Here is a 15,641-nt window from a genome sequence, read left to right on the forward strand (position 1 = left end):
AGAGCATGATGTCAGATTTTTACGTCCCGATGCAAATGTTACGCTTCCATCAGGATATCGAACCGGACTTCACGTTGATCGGGCCGCGTGGGGGCGGGAACCGGCATGGAAAAGCAGGTCAGGACAGCAGCGTCTGCTCTGATGGAACGGTGCAGCGCGTGAACGGAAAACAGACCGGTCATAGTCACAGAACATGTGAGGGCGGGGCCCTGTGTGCATCTTCATACCGGCTGTTTCGGGAAATGCATTTTAAGGCCTGTTCGCCCGTGCGTTTCCTGCCCCAGCCGGGGCGCCACATATGATCCACGCTTCACCGTACTGGGAGGAACGCTCATACCAGTTCTCCTGACGGGGCTGGAGGAAACAGAACAACCGCGCGCTTTTAATGCTTGGCAAACGGGGGGGAATTGATAGGTTAATAAACGAGCGTAATGATCCGGTAAGGTGTAGTCCACACAGGGTTGCCGGAGAAGGAAGTGGGGCAAACAGATGAAGACCAGTGTCTTGCCATCCCAGATCCAGGAAGCCGGTATTTTTTCTGCCTATCGCCAGCCTGAATTCTTCTGTGAACTCATGAACAGGGGAAAAGAACTTCCTGAAGCGCTCCGGGTGATCCAGCAGCGTCTTGCCCATCTGGACATCAGGGAACTGCGGCACCGGACATCAAAAGCGGAAACCCAGCTTTATCGTCTCGGGATCACGTTTACCGTCTATTCCGACCAGAGGGCGATTGACCGCGTCCTGCCGTTCGATGTCATTCCGCGTGTCCTGACGGCACAGGAATGGGGGTTCATCGAAAAAGGCGTGCAGCAACGCGTCAGGGCGATCAACCTGTTCCTGTGGGACATCTATCATGACCGGAATATCCTCCGGGATGGGATTATTCCGGCTGATCTGGTGCTGAAAAACCCCTGTTACTGCCAAGCCATGGTCGGGATCGACGTTCCGGGGGGCGTGTATGTCCATATCGACGGGACGGACCTGATACGGGACAAGAACGGAAGGTTTCTGGTGCTGGAGGATAATGCACGCACGCCTTCAGGTGTCTCCTACGTGATCGAGAACCGCCACATGATGCTACGGCTTATGCCGGATCTGGCGTCCGGAATTCCGCTGCGTTCCGTGGAGGATTATGGTCTGCGTCTGCACCGGACGCTGTGTGATGTCGCACCGGAAGGGATCGTGGACCCGCAGGTGGTTCTGCTGTCGCCCGGGATTTATAACTCCGCCTATTTCGAGCACGTCTTTCTGGCGCGCGAGATGGGGGTGCCTCTTGTGGAGGGGCGCGATCTTCTGGTGGAGGACCATCGTGTCTATATGCGGACTGTCGCCGGGCTCCGGCCGGTTCATGCGATCTACCGCCGCATTGATGATGCCTACCTGGACCCGCTGGCGTTCAATCCGGAAAGTCTGCTTGGTGTTCCCGGACTGGTGGAGGCCTATCGCCGGGGGAATGTAACGATTGCCAATGCCCTGGGAACGGGGGTGGCGGATGACAAGGCCGTCTACGCCTACATGCCCCGGATCATTCGCTATTACCTGAATGAAGATGCCATACTGGACAGTGTGGAAACCCATATCTGCGCGGAACCGGAAGGGCTGGCCTTTACCTTGGCCAATCTTGAAAAGCTGGTGGTCAAGCCTGTGGGTGAGTCCGGAGGGTATGGCCTGCTGATCGGGCCGCATGCCAGTGCGCACGAGCTTGAGGAGTTCCGGGAACGCCTGCTGGCTAATCCATCAAATTACATCAGTCAGCCCGTGATCGATCTGTCGGTTGCGCCAACGCTGTGTGATGCCGGGGTGGAAGCGCGTCACGTCGACCTGCGGCCTTTTGCCCTGACCGGAAAATCGACCTGGGTTCTCCCGGGCGGTCTTTCGCGCGTGGCGTTGCGCAAGGGGTCGCTGGTTGTGAATTCGTCCCAGGGCGGCGGGTCCAAGGATACGTGGGTCATGTCTGTATGACGCAGCTTTCTTCTCCTGCGACCAGGATGCTCTCCAACCTCAATACGCTCCTGTCCCGTTATGCCGAGAGCATGACATGGCTTGCACGTTATATGGAGCGCATTGAAAATCTTGCCCGTCTCATCGAGGTGACGGAGGCTTTCGTGCGCGGTCCCGACGGCAAGACCGTGTGGAATACGATCGTTCAGATCAAATCGGATGACGCCCGGTTCAACGCGCTCCATCCGGCGGCGACGGAAGAGGATTACCTCCAGTTCTACATCACGGATGCGGACAACCCGAGCTCCATCAAGGCCATGGCAGGCGCCGTGCGGGAAAATGCACGGTCTGTTCGCCCGCTGATTTCCACGGAAATGTGGATGCAGCTGAATGTCTTTACGCGCTGGATCCTGGATCTGCATCCGTCTGACATTCGCCGGACTGGCCTGTCCGCCCTGTGCAACCGGATCAAGCAGGACTGTCAGACGCATACGGGCGTTACGGAAGGGACGCTTTATCGCGACCAGGCGTGGCTGTTCTATCTGCTGGGCCGCCATCTGGAGCGGAGTGACCAGATCACACGCCTGATTGATACCCGCTACCACATGCTTCTGCCCGACGAGGATGGGGTGGGATCTGAAATCGATACGACGCAATGGGCGTCGGTCCTGCGGTCTGCCGCGGCCTATCATGCTTTCCGCAGGCTTCAGCCTGTCATGACCACGCCAGCCAATGTCGTGGGGTTCCTGTTGAAAAATGAAGGGTTCCCGCGATCCTTGGCGCTGAACCTGCGCCAGACGGATGCGGTGCTGGCTGCACTTTCGGCCAATTACAATCTGCGCCGTCAGAATTATCCTATTCAGGAAAGGCTGTCCGAACTGCGAGCAACACTGGAAGACCAGACCGCCGAGGACATCATTATTCGCGGGCTCCATGAATACATGCAGTGGATCCAGAAGCAGATCGAGGCGATCCAGAACGACATGGCAGCGTCTTACTGGCCGCCGACCGAGCAACTGCAGGGCGCGGAAGGCGGTGAGCAGCAGCAGGGAACGGAAAGCTGAGGTCAAACGGGATACGCTGAACAGCGCGTGAAGGGCCATTTCTGGCATGCCACGGCTTCCTGTCTGGAAAGAAGACGGTCGGACATCTGCCATAGCGCGTTGCGATACGATGCCAGCCCCTAAGGCGGCCGAACATGATCCCGATCGGTTACGTCTTCCGTATTTTCTTCTATCGTATCTGATGGGTTTTTATGGGACTTCCGACCCGGAATGCAGGGCTTTATGCCCTTCCGACAGGGTATCCTTGAACCAGTCGCCGTTATAACCGTCGATCTGCAAGACGCTATTGAGCAGCAGGAAGGTCATTCAGTAACGCGACAGAAAGCCCGTTCAGATGTCTTCATGGTTCTGCATCGCGGTTCTGACAGCCTGGATCACGGCCGGGCTGGGAAGCGGAGGTGTGGTTCCGAAACCGAGCTGTATGCTCCGGTCCGTTCGGAGGTCTTTTTCCGAATTGGCGGAGACCTGTGGACGGCATGACCCGTGGACGGCGTTGATGCCGGTTTCCCGAACCAGCATGGCAACATTGTCAGGGGTTACGCCGCTGCCGCCCATGATGTCGATGCGGCCGCGCGCCTGCTGAACGAGAGCTTTCAGCACAGACATGCCTTCAGGAGCGGTCGGCGCGCAGCCAGACGTCAGGATGCGATCAAACCCCAGCCGAATGACGGTTTCGAGGGCTTTGGACGGGTCGGGAACAAGATCGAAGGCGCGATGAAGCGTGCGGCCCATGGAACCACAGGACGTAATCAGGCGTTTCAGCATGGCCTCGTTCAGGCTCTGATCCGGCATGGAAGCGCCCAGAACCACGCCGGCCAGTCCCGCAGACCGGGCGGCGGCGATATCCGCGAGCATGGCGGCTTCCTCCAGGGGTGTAAAAACGAAATTGCCGCTCCGGGGGCGTATCATGGCGTAAACCGGGACCGGGCTATTGGAAGCAAGGTGCATCAGGCCGGGAGACGGGGTCAGGCCGCCTAGCGCCAGCGCGCTGCACAGTTCGATGCGGGAGACGTTCTGTGACTGTGCGACAGCCAGTCCGGCGGATGTATCAACACAGATTTCAAGTTCGGTCATGGTCCGGATGATCCGCTAGGGTGCCAAGGGGGCGATGCGCCTCAAGAAGTGCGCGGGTATAAGGATGCTTGGGTTGAGAGAACAGATCCCGCGTTATGCCCTGTTCCACAACAGTGCCCTGTCGCAGGACGATGGCCCGGTCACACAGGATCCGGACGACGGAAAGATCATGGGTGATGAACAGCAGCGAGAGGTTCATGTCATCGCGCAGGTCCATCAGGAGGTTCAGGATCTGTGCCTGAACGGAGACATCCAGCGCAGCAGTGGCCTCATCCGCGATCAGCAGGCCAGGATTGGCGGCGAGGGCGCGGGCGATGCCGATCCTGGCACGCTGGCCGCCGGAGAAGGCAGAGGGTAGCCTGTCATAGGCATCAGCCGGCAGACGGACACGATTCAGCAGGGCGCGCGTTTTTCCGGCTCTGTCTGCGGGATTCCCGATGTCATGAACCGTCAGGACCTCAGTAATCTGCCGGCCGATGCTCATGCGTGGGTCGAGGCTTGCGAACGGGTCCTGAAAGATCATCTGGACATGCCGGGGCCTTGGCCCCTGGCCTGCCAGTTGGATAGTGCCCGACGTCACGGGTGCCAGTCCCATGATGGCCCGGGCGATCGTGCTTTTGCCGGAACCGGATTCCCCGATCAGTCCGACGGTTTCTCCCGCTCCGACCCGAAAGGTGACGTCCCGGACGACGAACATGCGTTTTCGGTTCCAGAAGGGACCACTCGGGTAGGAAACGTCGAGATTGCGGACATCGAGCAGGGCGCACATGTCGGTCAGATGCCCTCTGAAGAAGGACGGAGGCACGCCACATCCCGGTTCCTGGCAAGATGTAGTACAGGGACGGGCGGAACATGACAGGCGGGAATGGCCAGTGGGCAGCGCGGACTGAAGACGCATCCTGCCTCTCGTTCGGTCAGGCCGGGGATCGCGCCGGGCATGTCCCGCAGGCGCAGACGCCCTGCGGTATCGGGATGCAGGGCTGCAGGATCGGGAAGGGAAGCGATCAGACCGCGCGTGTAAGGATGTGCAGGCTGTGTGAATACGGAAGACGTGGGACCTGTTTCCAGCAGATGGCCGGCATACAGGACGGCGATGCGGTCGGCGATGGCACTGGCCGAACTGAAATCATGGGTGATGAACAGGGTGGCCGTGCCCCGTTCCGCAGCCATCGTGCGGATGAGGTCCAGAATGCGCATGCGTGTTGCTGCGTCGAGCGCGGTGGTGGGCTCGTCGGCGATCAGCAGGGCGGGATTTGTCGAAAGCGCCATGGCAATCATGACACGCTGGCGCATGCCACCGGAAAGCTGATGCGGAAATGACCGGAGTGCGCCAGCCGGGTCAGGGATACCGGTCCGGGCCAGCAGATGTTCGGCTTCTTCGTGTCTTGCCCTGCGGGTCGACAGGTCAGGGCGATGCAGGGCCAGACATTCGCCAAGCTGGGTGCTGATCTTCAGGATCGGATTGAGGGCACTCATCGGTTCCTGAAAGATTATGGCCAGCCGGTTGCCACGCAGCCGCCGGAAGGCGCGCGGTGTCAGGCGGGTCAGGTCCGTCGTGGTGCCCTGGGTCCGGAGCAGGATCTCCCCGCTGCTAATGGTCCCACCGCGCAGAAGACCCATGATGATCAGGGCCAGAACACTTTTTCCCGATCCTGATTCTCCGATCAGGGCCAATGTTTCCGCTGGCGCAATGTCGAGAGACAGGCTCTCAAGTGCCGTGGCCGCCCCGAAGCGGACGGACAGGTTCCGGATATCCAGGACGGGAGGCGGGGTCGTCATTTTTCGGTGGCGAACCGGGCATGAGTCTGTCGGCGGAGAGACGGAGACCAGTCAAAGTCAGTGTCAAATGGATACGTGGGGCGATGGGTCCTGTGCCGTGGCAGGGCCGCAACGTCCTGATTGACCACACCATCGGACAGCGCCATCAGTGCCGGATTTGCAAGAGGAGCAAGTTCCGGCGAGAGATAGCCCGATTTCACGACAAGGATGCGGGCCTGGGCCGGATCAAGGCCCAGACGATGGAAATCCGCGATATTGTGATACGGACGGCGCCGGGCTGCGATGACGATCGTGATGCCACCGGCTTTGAGCACGGCTTCCCGTTCGGCAGGATCATCATGTCCGACCAGACGGAGAACCGTGGCTGTCAGTGTGACCTGAACACCAGCGGGATCGAGGGAGGTTCCGATGGTGAACCGTGTCTCCGTCCCTACGCCGGCGGCAAAGGCTTTTTCGCAGGCCGGCAGGTCGGTAATGGCGGCGATGATAACGTCCTTGATGATGTCTCCCCGTGCCTGTCTGTCGAGAAAGCCGGACAGGACATCCGCGCGGTCACCCACGCCGCCGCCTGTTGGATTGTCACCGGAATCCGCGATGATGGCAGGCTGGCTCTGCGCCTCAAGCGCCCACGAAATACAGTCCTCCACGGATCCTGTCCGGACGCCGAACCGGAATGCGTGCCGGGCATCCCACCATGACCGGGCGATTTCCGTGGCGATCTGTTCCATGGCGGCTGGATCAGTGCCCGTGATGACAGCAGAGGCTGTGGCGCGTGGCTGATCTGCCCAGACGTACCCGACCATCAGGGCTGCATTCCAGATGCCAGGAGAACGATCATATGCGGGAAGACGGGCATAAAGGGACTTCGCCGGTTCATCTTCCGTGCTTGTCCGCTCACCAGGCAGAAGCACAGGGATGGGCGCCCAGATGATCTGCGGGCGAATACGCCTGTCACTCAGGGCCTGAAGCAGCATTTCGACGGCGCGATCCATCGTGCGCTCGACGTCAATGTGGGGTGCGGTACGATACGCCGAGAAAAGGTCGAGGGCATTGATGATGGGCTGACTGACATTGCCGTGCAGGTCATAGCTGGCGGCCACGATACAGTCCGGACCGACTACGGTACGAGCAGCGCCGATCCAGTCGGCTTCGGCATCGTCCAGACCTTCGACGGTCATGGCCCCATGCATGGCGAGATACAGTCCGTCGATAGGAAGGGCAGCCTGAAGTTTTTCGAGAAATTCCGCTTTGAAGCTCTCATAGGCCGTGCGCGAAACCGGACCGCCGGGAACAGCACGGGCATGCAGCAGCGGCAGGAATGTTGCGTCGAAACGCTTCAGAAAGCTGAAATACGGTGCCTCTGTCATGCCCTGTCCCCGCAGGACGCGGAAATCCTTTTCCTGCATCAGGATGGGATTATAGGTGCTGCACTCCGTATGAATGCCGCCGAATGCAATACGGAACGGAGAGGAAGGCGTCTTGCTCATATCCAGTCATTTCCAAAAAGAAGCTGTTGTGCGGCAACGCTCGCGGCGCCAAGCGCGAAACTGTCGTTATGGACCGAACGCAGGACGAGCGTGCTTTGCGCGCCTGCGCGTTTGAGAACGTGGGCTTCCATTTCCTGGCTCATGACGTTCGCGAACACGCTGTCTTTCAGGACCGGGTCCATCAGAACGACAATCTGGCTCGGGTCAAACATCTGGATGAGTTGCGCCAGCCCAAAACCAAGTGCGGAACCCGCGCGATGCAGGATGATCAGGGCATCCGGATCCCCCTGGTTGGCAAGACCGATCAGTTCGGGGATGTCAACCGGAAGGCCGGCGCTTCGTGCAGCGCCGCGGATGGCCTGAAGGGAAGCGAGCGTTTCAAGACAGCCGCGATTGCCGCACCGGCAGGGCAGCGCGTTCTGGAGATCAAAGGCAATGGGAGAATGGGCCATTTCTCCAGCCCCGCCATGGTGGCCGCGATACAGGCGGCTATCTATGATGTGCGTGCTGCCGATTCCATCGCCGACGAACACCAGGCTGAAATTCGGGTAGTCCCCCGAGGTGCCGAAAAGCTGTTCCCCGAGGATCAGGGCATTCGTGTCATTTTCCACGAAGACCGGCAGACCTGTCAGCACGGACAGTTCCCCGGCGACATCAACATTGCGCCATCCCAGTGCTGCCGAGGCCAGGCAGAACCGGCGGTCCCGAGAGATGAAGCCGGGCTGTGCGACGCCAATTCCGGTTGTCTGTCCAATCCCGTCTCCGGCCTCCTGCCGGACTTTGTGAACGGCCTCCCCAAGACGGAAAAAACACGTCTCGGGATCGATTTCGCGGGGGATCTGATGACGGGCGAGGATTTCCCCATGCGGATCGGTCAGTACGATTGTTGCGGGATCAGTATGAAGAGAAATGCCAATAAAACTGGCGGCATCGCTGCGCAGACCGAGCGTGACGGAAGGGCGTCCCTGACTGAACACCAGTTCCTGCTCTTCCAAAATGCCACCTTCGAGCAGATCACGGACGAAAATCGAAATGCTGGCTTTGCTGAGCTCGAGATGTCTTGCCAGGTCAGTGCGGCTTTTGGGGCCGAGGCGCGTGATCGTGCTGAGGATACGATGATGGCCTGAGGAAAACATGAATGTCCTGCCTGCGATCGGAACAGGACTTATTTCAGTTGATAAAATTACGTTGTGTCAATAAAATTATTCCCATAACTAAATGAACGGCTGATACTAATTCCGAAACGATATTGCGTGGATAGGAAAGGGGAGTGGCCTGCGTTTGCGGATTTATCTTCTGATGGGCGTCATGATGTCCGCTCCCATGGTCCGCGCGGCGGATACGTCGTCCCTGACGGTCATGCTGACGGAAGCACCACGCAGCATGGACCCGGCCGATCAGAACGCGACCGCGACACGCTCTGTCCTGGATCCTTTTTACGAAACGCTCGTCAGTCTGGATCAGAATGGCGGAATTGTTCCTGTCCTGGCGTCCAGCTGGAGTATTTCTGACGATCGTCTGGAATGGCGTTTTCATATCCGGCCGGCTGTCCTGTTTCATGACGGAACGACCTGCGATGCAGCCGCCGTAGTAGCGTCCTTCCATCGGCTGCTTGATCCCGCCGTGCCGCTGGCAGGGGCGGGCGTCATCCGGACGGTCATCGGGGCTGTTCATGCCGAGGGGCAGGAGGTTGTCTTTCGGCTGGCCCATCCATACGCGGATTTCCTGCCTCTCCTTGCTGAGACGCAGGCTGCGGTTGTCTCCTCCGCCGCGGTGGCCGGCGGACATCTCGGACAGCATGCGGTCGGGACAGGGCCTTACGTGTTTGAGGGCTGGCATTCCGGCGATGATGTCATGGCGCGGCGCAATCCAGCCTACTGGGGGCAGAAAGCGGCTTTCGAGCATTTGAAATGGACATGGTCGTCCGAACCTTCGGTTCTGAACATGGCGCTTCAGACGGGGAATGCAGATGTTGTCATTCCTCTCGCTCCGGTTTTTGCCAGTCTTTATCAGGGGCACGAAAGGGCGGCGCGTATTGCGGCGGTGTATGATGCTCCAGGTGCCGGTCTGTTCTGGGCCGCACTCAATACCCGTCTCAAACCGCTTGATGATGCGCGGGTGCGCCGTGCCCTGTCTCTGGCCGTTGACCGCAAAGGGCTCGTGGCCGGATTGCTGCATGGTTATGGTCGTCCGGCCTGCTATGCCCTGACGCCCGATATTGTCGGAGCCTTGCCCTGCGGCCCTGACGAGGACAGTGCAAAACTGTCAGAAGCGCGCCAGCTTCTCGTTTCCGCCGGGCAGGGACGGGGATTCAGTATTATTGCGACGGTTCAGGAACCCGAGGAGCCCATCGCCGAAGCGCTGCAGGCGATGTGGAAGCGGATTGGTGTGACGCTGGAGATTCACCGGCAGGAAGCCGGCGTCTGGGTTCAGTCCGCCTTTGCACCACCGGAAGTGAAAACGCGGGAACAGACGGGCGTTGTCGTGACATCGTGGTCCGCACCATTCATTGCGGATATGCAACTGAGGCCGATCTATGCTTCGGCAAGTGCGGCGCCGAAATCGGCCAATCTCGGGTTTTTCTCAGATGCAACGGTGGATGGCCTGATCAATACCGCAGCCAGAACGCCCGGTGGTCCCGAACGTCAGGAGCAACTGAAGCAGATCCAGCAACTTCTGAGCGCGCAGTCACCCGTTATTCCGCTTTACGTCACGGATACGCTTTATGGCGTCCGGCACGGGATCGAGGGGGTAGGCGCCGGCCGGGATGGGGAAATTCTTGTGGCCCATGCCCGGAGCGGCTTAGTCAGCGGAGGAGAGGGGCCATGATGGCACTTCTGCGGCGGGCTCTGGCCATTCCCTTCATCATGCTGGGCATTTCCTTTGCGGTTTTTTTCGCCATTCATGCCCTGCCGGGTGATCCCGCGCGGCTTCTGGCAGGACCACAGGCTCCGGAAGCTGTGGTGCAGGGGCTCCGGCACAGGCTGGGGCTCGATATTCCCTTTTCGGCCCAGTATCTTCATTTCCTGCATCAGGCCCTTCAGGGAGATTTCGGTCTTTCGCTCCGGGATGGCTCCCATGTCACAACCCTGATTGCCCAGAGGCTCCCCTATTCACTGGCGCTGGGTGGAATAGCCTATCTTCTGGCGCTGGCCGTCGGCATTCCCGGCGGCATCGTCGCGGCGGTACGGGCCGGGCAATGGCCGGATACGGTGCTCATGGCGGCCACACTGATCGGGGCGTCTCTTGCGGGGTTCTGGGTAGCGCTGATCGGCATGGAGTTATTTGCCGTGAGGTTGCACTGGCTTCCGCTCATGGGGGCGGGGGACTGGAAGCATTATGTCTTGCCGGTCTTTGTTCTGGCCCTGACGCCATCCGCGCTGATCCTGAGGATGACGCGGACAGGCATGTGCGACATCCTCCGACAGGACTATATCCGCACGGCCGCTGCCAAGGGGTTGTCACCATGGCGTATTCTGGGCGTCCATGCCCTGCCGAATGCGCTGGCGCCGGTCGTGACGGTTGTGGCGCTCAATCTCGGTGGGCTGGTGAGCAGTGCGGTCGTGACCGAAACGGTGTTCGACTGGCCGGGTGTGGCCAGACTTCTGGTGGATTCTGTTCGGTACCGGGATTATCCGGTTGTCCAGGGCATTACACTGTTCGCCGTGCTGGGCGTTCTGGTGGCGACCCTTATTGCGGATGCCGTGAATCTGCTGCTCGATCCGCGGCAGAGGACATCATGAAAATACGTGTTCCGGCGATGGTGTCCTGTCGCCCCGAATTCTCACTCTGGCTGGGCGGCGGGATCTGCGGCACGCTGTTTCTGGCCGCTCTGCTGGGACCACTGTTGCTGGGAGGGGATCCGGCGCGGCAGGATCTGTATCATGTCCTTCTTCCGCCCTCCTTCGCGCATCCCTGCGGGACGGATGCCTTCGGGCGTGATATTTTCGTCCGGCTTGTCTACGGGCTGCGGCTAACGCTGGAGGAAATCACGGTTAGTCTTGTGGTCGCGGCCGGGATCGGGATTCCGCTGGGGCTGATTTCGGGAATGGCGCCGCGCTGGGTAGATAACGTCATCATGACGGTATCGGATGTGCTGTTCGCCTTTCCCGGTCTGATCCTCGCGCTTCTGATCGTCAGCTTTCTGGGGCCCGGGCTGTTCCACGCCCTGCTGGCCATCGCGGCTTTTTCTGTGCCTGTCTACATCCGGCTGGCGCGGACGATGATCGTGCGGTTGCGCCATGTCACCTGGATGGAGGCGCTGGCCGTTCTCGGGGTTGGAAAAGTGCGGATCATGACCCGCCATGTCTTTCCAAATGTTGTGGCGTCGCTGCTTGTGCAACTGACACTGAGCAGTGGTGAGGTGGTCCTTGCGGCAGCCAGCCTGTCATTTCTGGGACTTGGGGCGCAGCCGCCCCTGCCGGAATGGGGCACCATGATGAGCGATGGACGCAATACGCTGGGGGTGGCGTTCTGGCCCTGTCTCTTTCCCGGACTGGCCATCGCCATGACCGTCATCGGGCTCAATTATCTGGGTGACGGCATCCGGAACAGGCTCGACGGGCAGAACAGGAAATAATAAGACCGCTGGCATGAAGCAGAACACGTCCATCCTGTGTGCCGATATTGGCGGCTCGTTCATCGACTGCGCCCTTGTCTTCCCGGACGGGACTTTTTCCGATCGCAGGAAAGTGCCAACCCCCGCACAGGATCTCACCGCTTTCCTGAATACGCTCGAGCAGCTTGCCGGCGTCTATGACGCACAGGTTCCACTTCATATTGCCATTGCCGGATTGCAGGACCCGGAAACGGATATTTGCAACACAGCCAATATTCCATGCATCAACGGAACACCTCTGGCCCCGAGGCTGGCTGAACGTCTGGGGCGGACTGTCCGGATCGGGAATGACGCTGACTGCTTCACCCTTGCCGAAGCCCGCCTGGGACAGGCCCGGGGACATGCCAATGTCCTGGGAATTATCCTTGGAACAGGAGTTGGTGGCGGGATTGTCCTGGATGGCCGCCTCATTGTTGGTGCCGGGGGGCTGACGGGGGAATGGGGGCATGGGCCTGTCATTCCGGACGTCCCCGAAGCGGCTGATCTTGTCCCCTGTTTCCCGTGTGGATGTGGACAGAAAGGATGCATCGATACGATTGGTGGCGCGCGTGGCCTTGAGCGTCTGTATGCCTGGAGCGGCGGCAGCGCAGAGACGGACAGCCGCGCCATTCTGCAGGCCTGGCGCGCGGGAGAGCCGACGGCTGTGCGGACCGTCGGGCTTTATATCCAGTATCTGTCGGCATCGCTTGCCGTAGCGGTCAATGTCACGGGTGCAACCATTGTGCCAGCCGGTGGCGGCTTGTCGAACGCGGCGGATTTGCTGGAGGCGCTTGATCTGGCGACGCGGCAAAAGATTCTCCGTCCCATGGAGACGCCGCTGCTTGTGTCTTCCAGTCTTGGCCCGAATGCCGGTCTGCTGGGCGCCGCTTTTCTCTGAAAGGAAAAATCCCTGCTGTGTGCCGGGCGGAGTTGGTGGGCCGGTCTCACAGGGAGGGCATTTTTCTTTCCGTGATGTCGGGATTCCCTGATTGGTCGCTTCAATCCATGCGCCAGGCCGGTATTCTTGTAATATTATTTCAATAATCGTGTTTTTTGTGCAACACGGATCCCGATCGTGAACGAAATACTTTGTTCATCAATTAAATTAAATCATTCCTATTTGATAACTATTGCGCATTAAGATGCGGCCCGTTCATTGTTGTTTCTAGATGGCAATAATTAAAAGTGACCGCTCAGATGTCCGGCGGTTGTTGCTACGGAGGAATGAAACATGCGGCTGCCACTTCGTCAGATTTGTCTGTCCTGTACGGTGTTTGTCGGATTGTCAGCCGCTGCGGGTGAAGTCCGGGCAGCAGATGGAGTAACGAAAACAACGCATGGCAAGGGACACGGAACGGCCAGCGCGTCTGGTAAAAAAAGAACGTCCCGGCACGCCAACGGCCTGTCGTCTTCAGTGCTGGGGCAGTTTACGCCCCAGCCGGAAGAAATTACCGTGACAAGTCATTCGGTGTCTTCGAATGGCGTGACGAACAGGACTCCAGGTGGCGGCCTGATGCCGAAGCAGACGGCTCCGCGGTCCCAGAGTGGCATCACACGTGACTTCATCGCCAAGCAGGCGCCAACCTCCAACATCACCTCCATGCTTGGCGATCTTCCCGGTGTGACCGTTTCCAGTCAGGACCCGCTTGGCATGACGGGCGATCACATCACGATGCGTGGCCTCGATCAGTCGCAGATCGGGTATCTGTTCGAAGGCGCTCCGCTGGCCGATCCGATCAATTACCAGCCTTACACGACCATGCTTGTCGATTCCGAAAACCTTGGGTCAGTGACGGTTTCCCAAGGCTCTCCGGATCTCAATGCGCCGTTTTACAACGCGGTCGGCGGACAGATCACGGCGACGGAACTCAATCCTGCCCACAGGAAGGGCGGGTATGTGGACCTCTCGGGTGGCACGCATAGCGCCAACAAGGAGTTCCTGCGTCTGGACACCGGTGATATCGGTCATTCCGGTATCCGTGGTTTCGTGTCCTTCTCTCATTCGGGCTACAACAACTTCCGTGGCCCCGGTGGTTTGTTCCGGTATCATCTCGATTCAAAATTCGTGAAGGAATGGGGAGATGGCAACAGCATCTCGGCCATTTTCTCCTATAACCGGCAGGAATCCACACCCTGGCGTAATCCGACTGCCTCCCAGTGGAAACAGTATGGCTGGGGTTTTTCCTATAACGGGGTCTGGTCGCCGGGCAATTCCACCTATTACAAGCTCGCGCGTTCCAATCTGAACAGTCAGCTCATTGTTCTGCCCATGCACTTCACGCTGGCCGACAATCTCAAGCTGCACGTCACGCCCTATTACGTCCATCAGTTCGGACCATCGCTGAGTGGCGAGAACATTCCGGCATCAGGCGGATATTTCGGGACCCAGCAATATGGTGACCTTAACCGCGGCACGGATGTGAATGGCAGCATCCTGACATCCAGCCGCGATCCGTGGAACCAGAAGACCGGCGGCCTGAACATCTCCGCGGACTGGAACATCACCAGTTCCAACACGTTTTCCTTCGGCTGGTGGTACGCCTACACGACGCATGAGGAACTGTCGGATTTCTCTCCGGTCTATGCGAATGGTCAGGGATGGTCGGGTACGAACATCAAGGTCAATGGTCAGATCCTGTCCGGCTACAACCTGAACTTCATGCAGCAGGTCAATACACTCTTCATCGCCGATACGCAGAAACTCCTGAATGACAAGCTGACGGTCAGTGCGGGTTTCCGTGTGGCCATGGTGTCCCGTCAGGGCACCAACCTTGTCCCGGGTGCGGATCCGTACAAGATGCAGGGAAATTACTTCGAGCCGCTTCCGCAGTTCTCTGCCAGCTACCAGATTACGCCGCACGACCAGATTTACATAAACGGCACAACCTCTTTCCGCGCGCCTGAATCCGTCGAGGCCTATTCCCAGATCTTCGACCCCAATACCGCGCATGCCGTCATGCAGCCCCAGAGCCTGAAGCCGGAATACTCGATCGGTGAGGAACTGGGTTACCGCCGGGAAGGCAGCTTCTATAATTTTTCGATGTCTCTGTTCAACCTGAACATGACGAACCATCAGATCACGTCAACGGGTTATATTCCCGGCACGAATACGCTGGTGTCCTCGCCGGTCAATATCGGTGGTCAGACCTCACGCGGTATCCAGGCGGAAATCGGCCTGAAACGCTGGCACCATTTCTCGCCCTATCTGTCCGGGCAATACCTGCATTCGACTTTTGACAATGATTTCAACACGGGATCGGGCCTGTTGCCGACAGCGGGCAAAATTGCCGTGGGCGCTCCGAAATTCACGGGTGCCATAGGCCTGAACTATGATGATGGCCGTTTCTTCGGCAATTTCCAGCTCCGGTATGTCGACAGTCAGTACACGACGTTCATGAATGATGAAAAAATCCCGTCCTACATCACGTCCGATGTTGCGCTGGGTTACCGGATGAAGTCGTACGGCCGGATCAAGCATCCGCAGATCCAGCTGAACATCATGAACATTGGTGACAACCATTACCGTTCGGCCGCCGCCAGCTACACGTCCAACGCCAAGGCGACGACAATGAAGAATGGCGCCACAAACGCCGGCAGTGCTCCGACCTACATGGTTGGCGGCAACTTCGCTGCCATGGTCTCCCTGTCGACCGGCTTCTGATCCGTCCCCCTGATGTGGCCTGATCCTGCTTTCCGGAA

13 protein-coding genes and 1 pseudogene are annotated in these 15,641 nt (G+C 59.0%); 7 read left to right on the forward strand and 7 right to left on the reverse strand.

The features are described from left to right. Positions 1-38: 38 nt before the first annotated feature. A complete protein-coding gene (locus GMO_RS14310; RefSeq protein ID WP_008850175.1) occupies positions 39-182 on the reverse strand; it encodes a hypothetical protein in 144 nt (47 codons plus the stop codon). A gap of 307 nt (positions 183-489) precedes the next feature. On the opposite strand from GMO_RS14310, the gene GMO_RS00105 reads away from it, so the two are divergent. Both GMO_RS00105 and GMO_RS00110 read left to right on the forward strand, forming a co-directional pair. Beyond that, on the forward strand, positions 490-1,962 hold the full coding sequence (locus tag GMO_RS00105) for a circularly permuted type 2 ATP-grasp protein (protein ID WP_008850177.1): 1,473 nt from the start codon (positions 490-492) through the stop codon (positions 1,960-1,962). A gap of 26 nt (positions 1,963-1,988) precedes the next feature. Next, the gene (locus GMO_RS00110; RefSeq protein WP_040507505.1) at positions 1,989-3,005 is read left to right on the forward strand and encodes an alpha-E domain-containing protein; all 1,017 of its coding nucleotides are present in this window, start codon (positions 1,989-1,991) and stop codon (positions 3,003-3,005) included. A 70-nt stretch (positions 3,006-3,075) separates the two neighbouring features. Here GMO_RS00110 and GMO_RS14575 read toward each other — a convergent pair. The 6 genes and pseudogenes from GMO_RS14575 to GMO_RS00135 form a co-directional block, all read right to left on the reverse strand. Beyond that, positions 3,076-3,272: pseudogene (locus GMO_RS14575) on the reverse strand (IS5/IS1182 family transposase); the annotation flags it as partial. A 63-nt stretch (positions 3,273-3,335) separates the two neighbouring features. Continuing rightward, positions 3,336-4,079, reverse strand: a complete 744-nt coding sequence (locus GMO_RS00115) for a copper homeostasis protein CutC (RefSeq protein ID WP_008850180.1) — start codon at positions 4,077-4,079, stop codon at positions 3,336-3,338. Further along, positions 4,066-4,884, reverse strand: a complete 819-nt coding sequence (locus GMO_RS00120; RefSeq protein WP_008850181.1) for an ABC transporter ATP-binding protein — start codon at positions 4,882-4,884, stop codon at positions 4,066-4,068. The genes GMO_RS00115 and GMO_RS00120 overlap by 14 nt, the downstream gene beginning before the upstream one ends. Next, positions 4,854-5,858 carry an ABC transporter ATP-binding protein gene (locus tag GMO_RS00125; RefSeq protein WP_008850182.1) on the reverse strand — a complete coding sequence of 335 codons (1,005 nt, stop codon included), beginning with the start codon at positions 5,856-5,858 and terminating at the stop codon, positions 4,854-4,856. Before GMO_RS00125 ends, GMO_RS00120 begins: the two co-directional genes overlap by 31 nt. Beyond that, the gene (locus tag GMO_RS00130) at positions 5,855-7,345 is read right to left on the reverse strand and encodes a M81 family metallopeptidase (protein WP_008850183.1); all 1,491 of its coding nucleotides are present in this window, start codon (positions 7,343-7,345) and stop codon (positions 5,855-5,857) included. Before GMO_RS00130 ends, GMO_RS00125 begins: the two co-directional genes overlap by 4 nt. Beyond that, the gene (locus GMO_RS00135; RefSeq protein WP_008850184.1) at positions 7,342-8,481 is read right to left on the reverse strand and encodes an ROK family transcriptional regulator; all 1,140 of its coding nucleotides are present in this window, start codon (positions 8,479-8,481) and stop codon (positions 7,342-7,344) included. The genes GMO_RS00130 and GMO_RS00135 overlap by 4 nt, the downstream gene beginning before the upstream one ends. Before the next feature lie 145 nt (positions 8,482-8,626). Between GMO_RS00135 and GMO_RS00140 the strand changes: the two genes are divergently transcribed. From GMO_RS00140 to GMO_RS00160, 5 genes are all read left to right on the forward strand, one after another. Continuing rightward, positions 8,627-10,174: an ABC transporter substrate-binding protein gene (locus GMO_RS00140; RefSeq protein WP_008850185.1), complete on the forward strand. Its 1,548-nt coding sequence runs from the start codon at positions 8,627-8,629 to the stop codon at positions 10,172-10,174. Further along, positions 10,171-11,088 (forward strand): ABC transporter permease, encoded by a 918-nt coding sequence (locus GMO_RS00145; RefSeq protein ID WP_008850186.1) that lies wholly within the window; start codon positions 10,171-10,173, stop codon positions 11,086-11,088. The genes GMO_RS00140 and GMO_RS00145 overlap by 4 nt, the downstream gene beginning before the upstream one ends. Continuing rightward, positions 11,085-11,924 (forward strand): ABC transporter permease, encoded by an 840-nt coding sequence (locus tag GMO_RS00150; RefSeq protein ID WP_008850187.1) that lies wholly within the window; start codon positions 11,085-11,087, stop codon positions 11,922-11,924. Before GMO_RS00145 ends, GMO_RS00150 begins: the two co-directional genes overlap by 4 nt. A 13-nt stretch (positions 11,925-11,937) precedes the next feature. Next, the gene (locus GMO_RS00155) at positions 11,938-12,840 is read left to right on the forward strand and encodes an ROK family protein (protein WP_008850188.1); all 903 of its coding nucleotides are present in this window, start codon (positions 11,938-11,940) and stop codon (positions 12,838-12,840) included. A gap of 333 nt (positions 12,841-13,173) precedes the next feature. Then, a complete protein-coding gene (locus tag GMO_RS00160; RefSeq protein ID WP_008850189.1) occupies positions 13,174-15,603 on the forward strand; it encodes a TonB-dependent receptor in 2,430 nt (809 codons plus the stop codon). Positions 15,604-15,641: the final 38 nt, after the last annotated feature.

The sequence above is a fragment of the Gluconobacter morbifer G707 genome (assembly GCF_000234355.1).
GTDB classification, from domain to species: domain Bacteria; phylum Pseudomonadota; class Alphaproteobacteria; order Acetobacterales; family Acetobacteraceae; genus Gluconobacter; species Gluconobacter morbifer.

Coding starts and splice junctions, on each gene's coding strand:
- GMO_RS00145 (WP_008850186.1), top strand. CDS start 10,171: ATGATGGCACTTCTGCGGCGGGCTCTGGCCATTCCCTTCATCATGCTG.
- GMO_RS00115 (WP_008850180.1), bottom strand. CDS start 4,079: ATGACCGAACTTGAAATCTGTGTTGATACATCCGCCGGACTGGCTGTC.
- GMO_RS00105 (WP_008850177.1), top strand. CDS start 490: ATGAAGACCAGTGTCTTGCCATCCCAGATCCAGGAAGCCGGTATTTTT.
- GMO_RS00125 (WP_008850182.1), bottom strand. CDS start 5,858: ATGACGACCCCGCCTCCCGTCCTGGATATCCGGAACCTGTCCGTCCGC.
- GMO_RS00130 (WP_008850183.1), bottom strand. CDS start 7,345: ATGAGCAAGACGCCTTCCTCTCCGTTCCGTATTGCATTCGGCGGCATT.
- GMO_RS00150 (WP_008850187.1), top strand. CDS start 11,085: ATGAAAATACGTGTTCCGGCGATGGTGTCCTGTCGCCCCGAATTCTCA.
- GMO_RS00135 (WP_008850184.1), bottom strand. CDS start 8,481: ATGTTTTCCTCAGGCCATCATCGTATCCTCAGCACGATCACGCGCCTC.
- GMO_RS00160 (WP_008850189.1), top strand. CDS start 13,174: ATGCGGCTGCCACTTCGTCAGATTTGTCTGTCCTGTACGGTGTTTGTC.
- GMO_RS00155 (WP_008850188.1), top strand. CDS start 11,938: ATGAAGCAGAACACGTCCATCCTGTGTGCCGATATTGGCGGCTCGTTC.
- GMO_RS00110 (WP_040507505.1), top strand. CDS start 1,989: ATGCTCTCCAACCTCAATACGCTCCTGTCCCGTTATGCCGAGAGCATG.
- GMO_RS14310 (WP_008850175.1), bottom strand. CDS start 182: ATGACCGGTCTGTTTTCCGTTCACGCGCTGCACCGTTCCATCAGAGCA.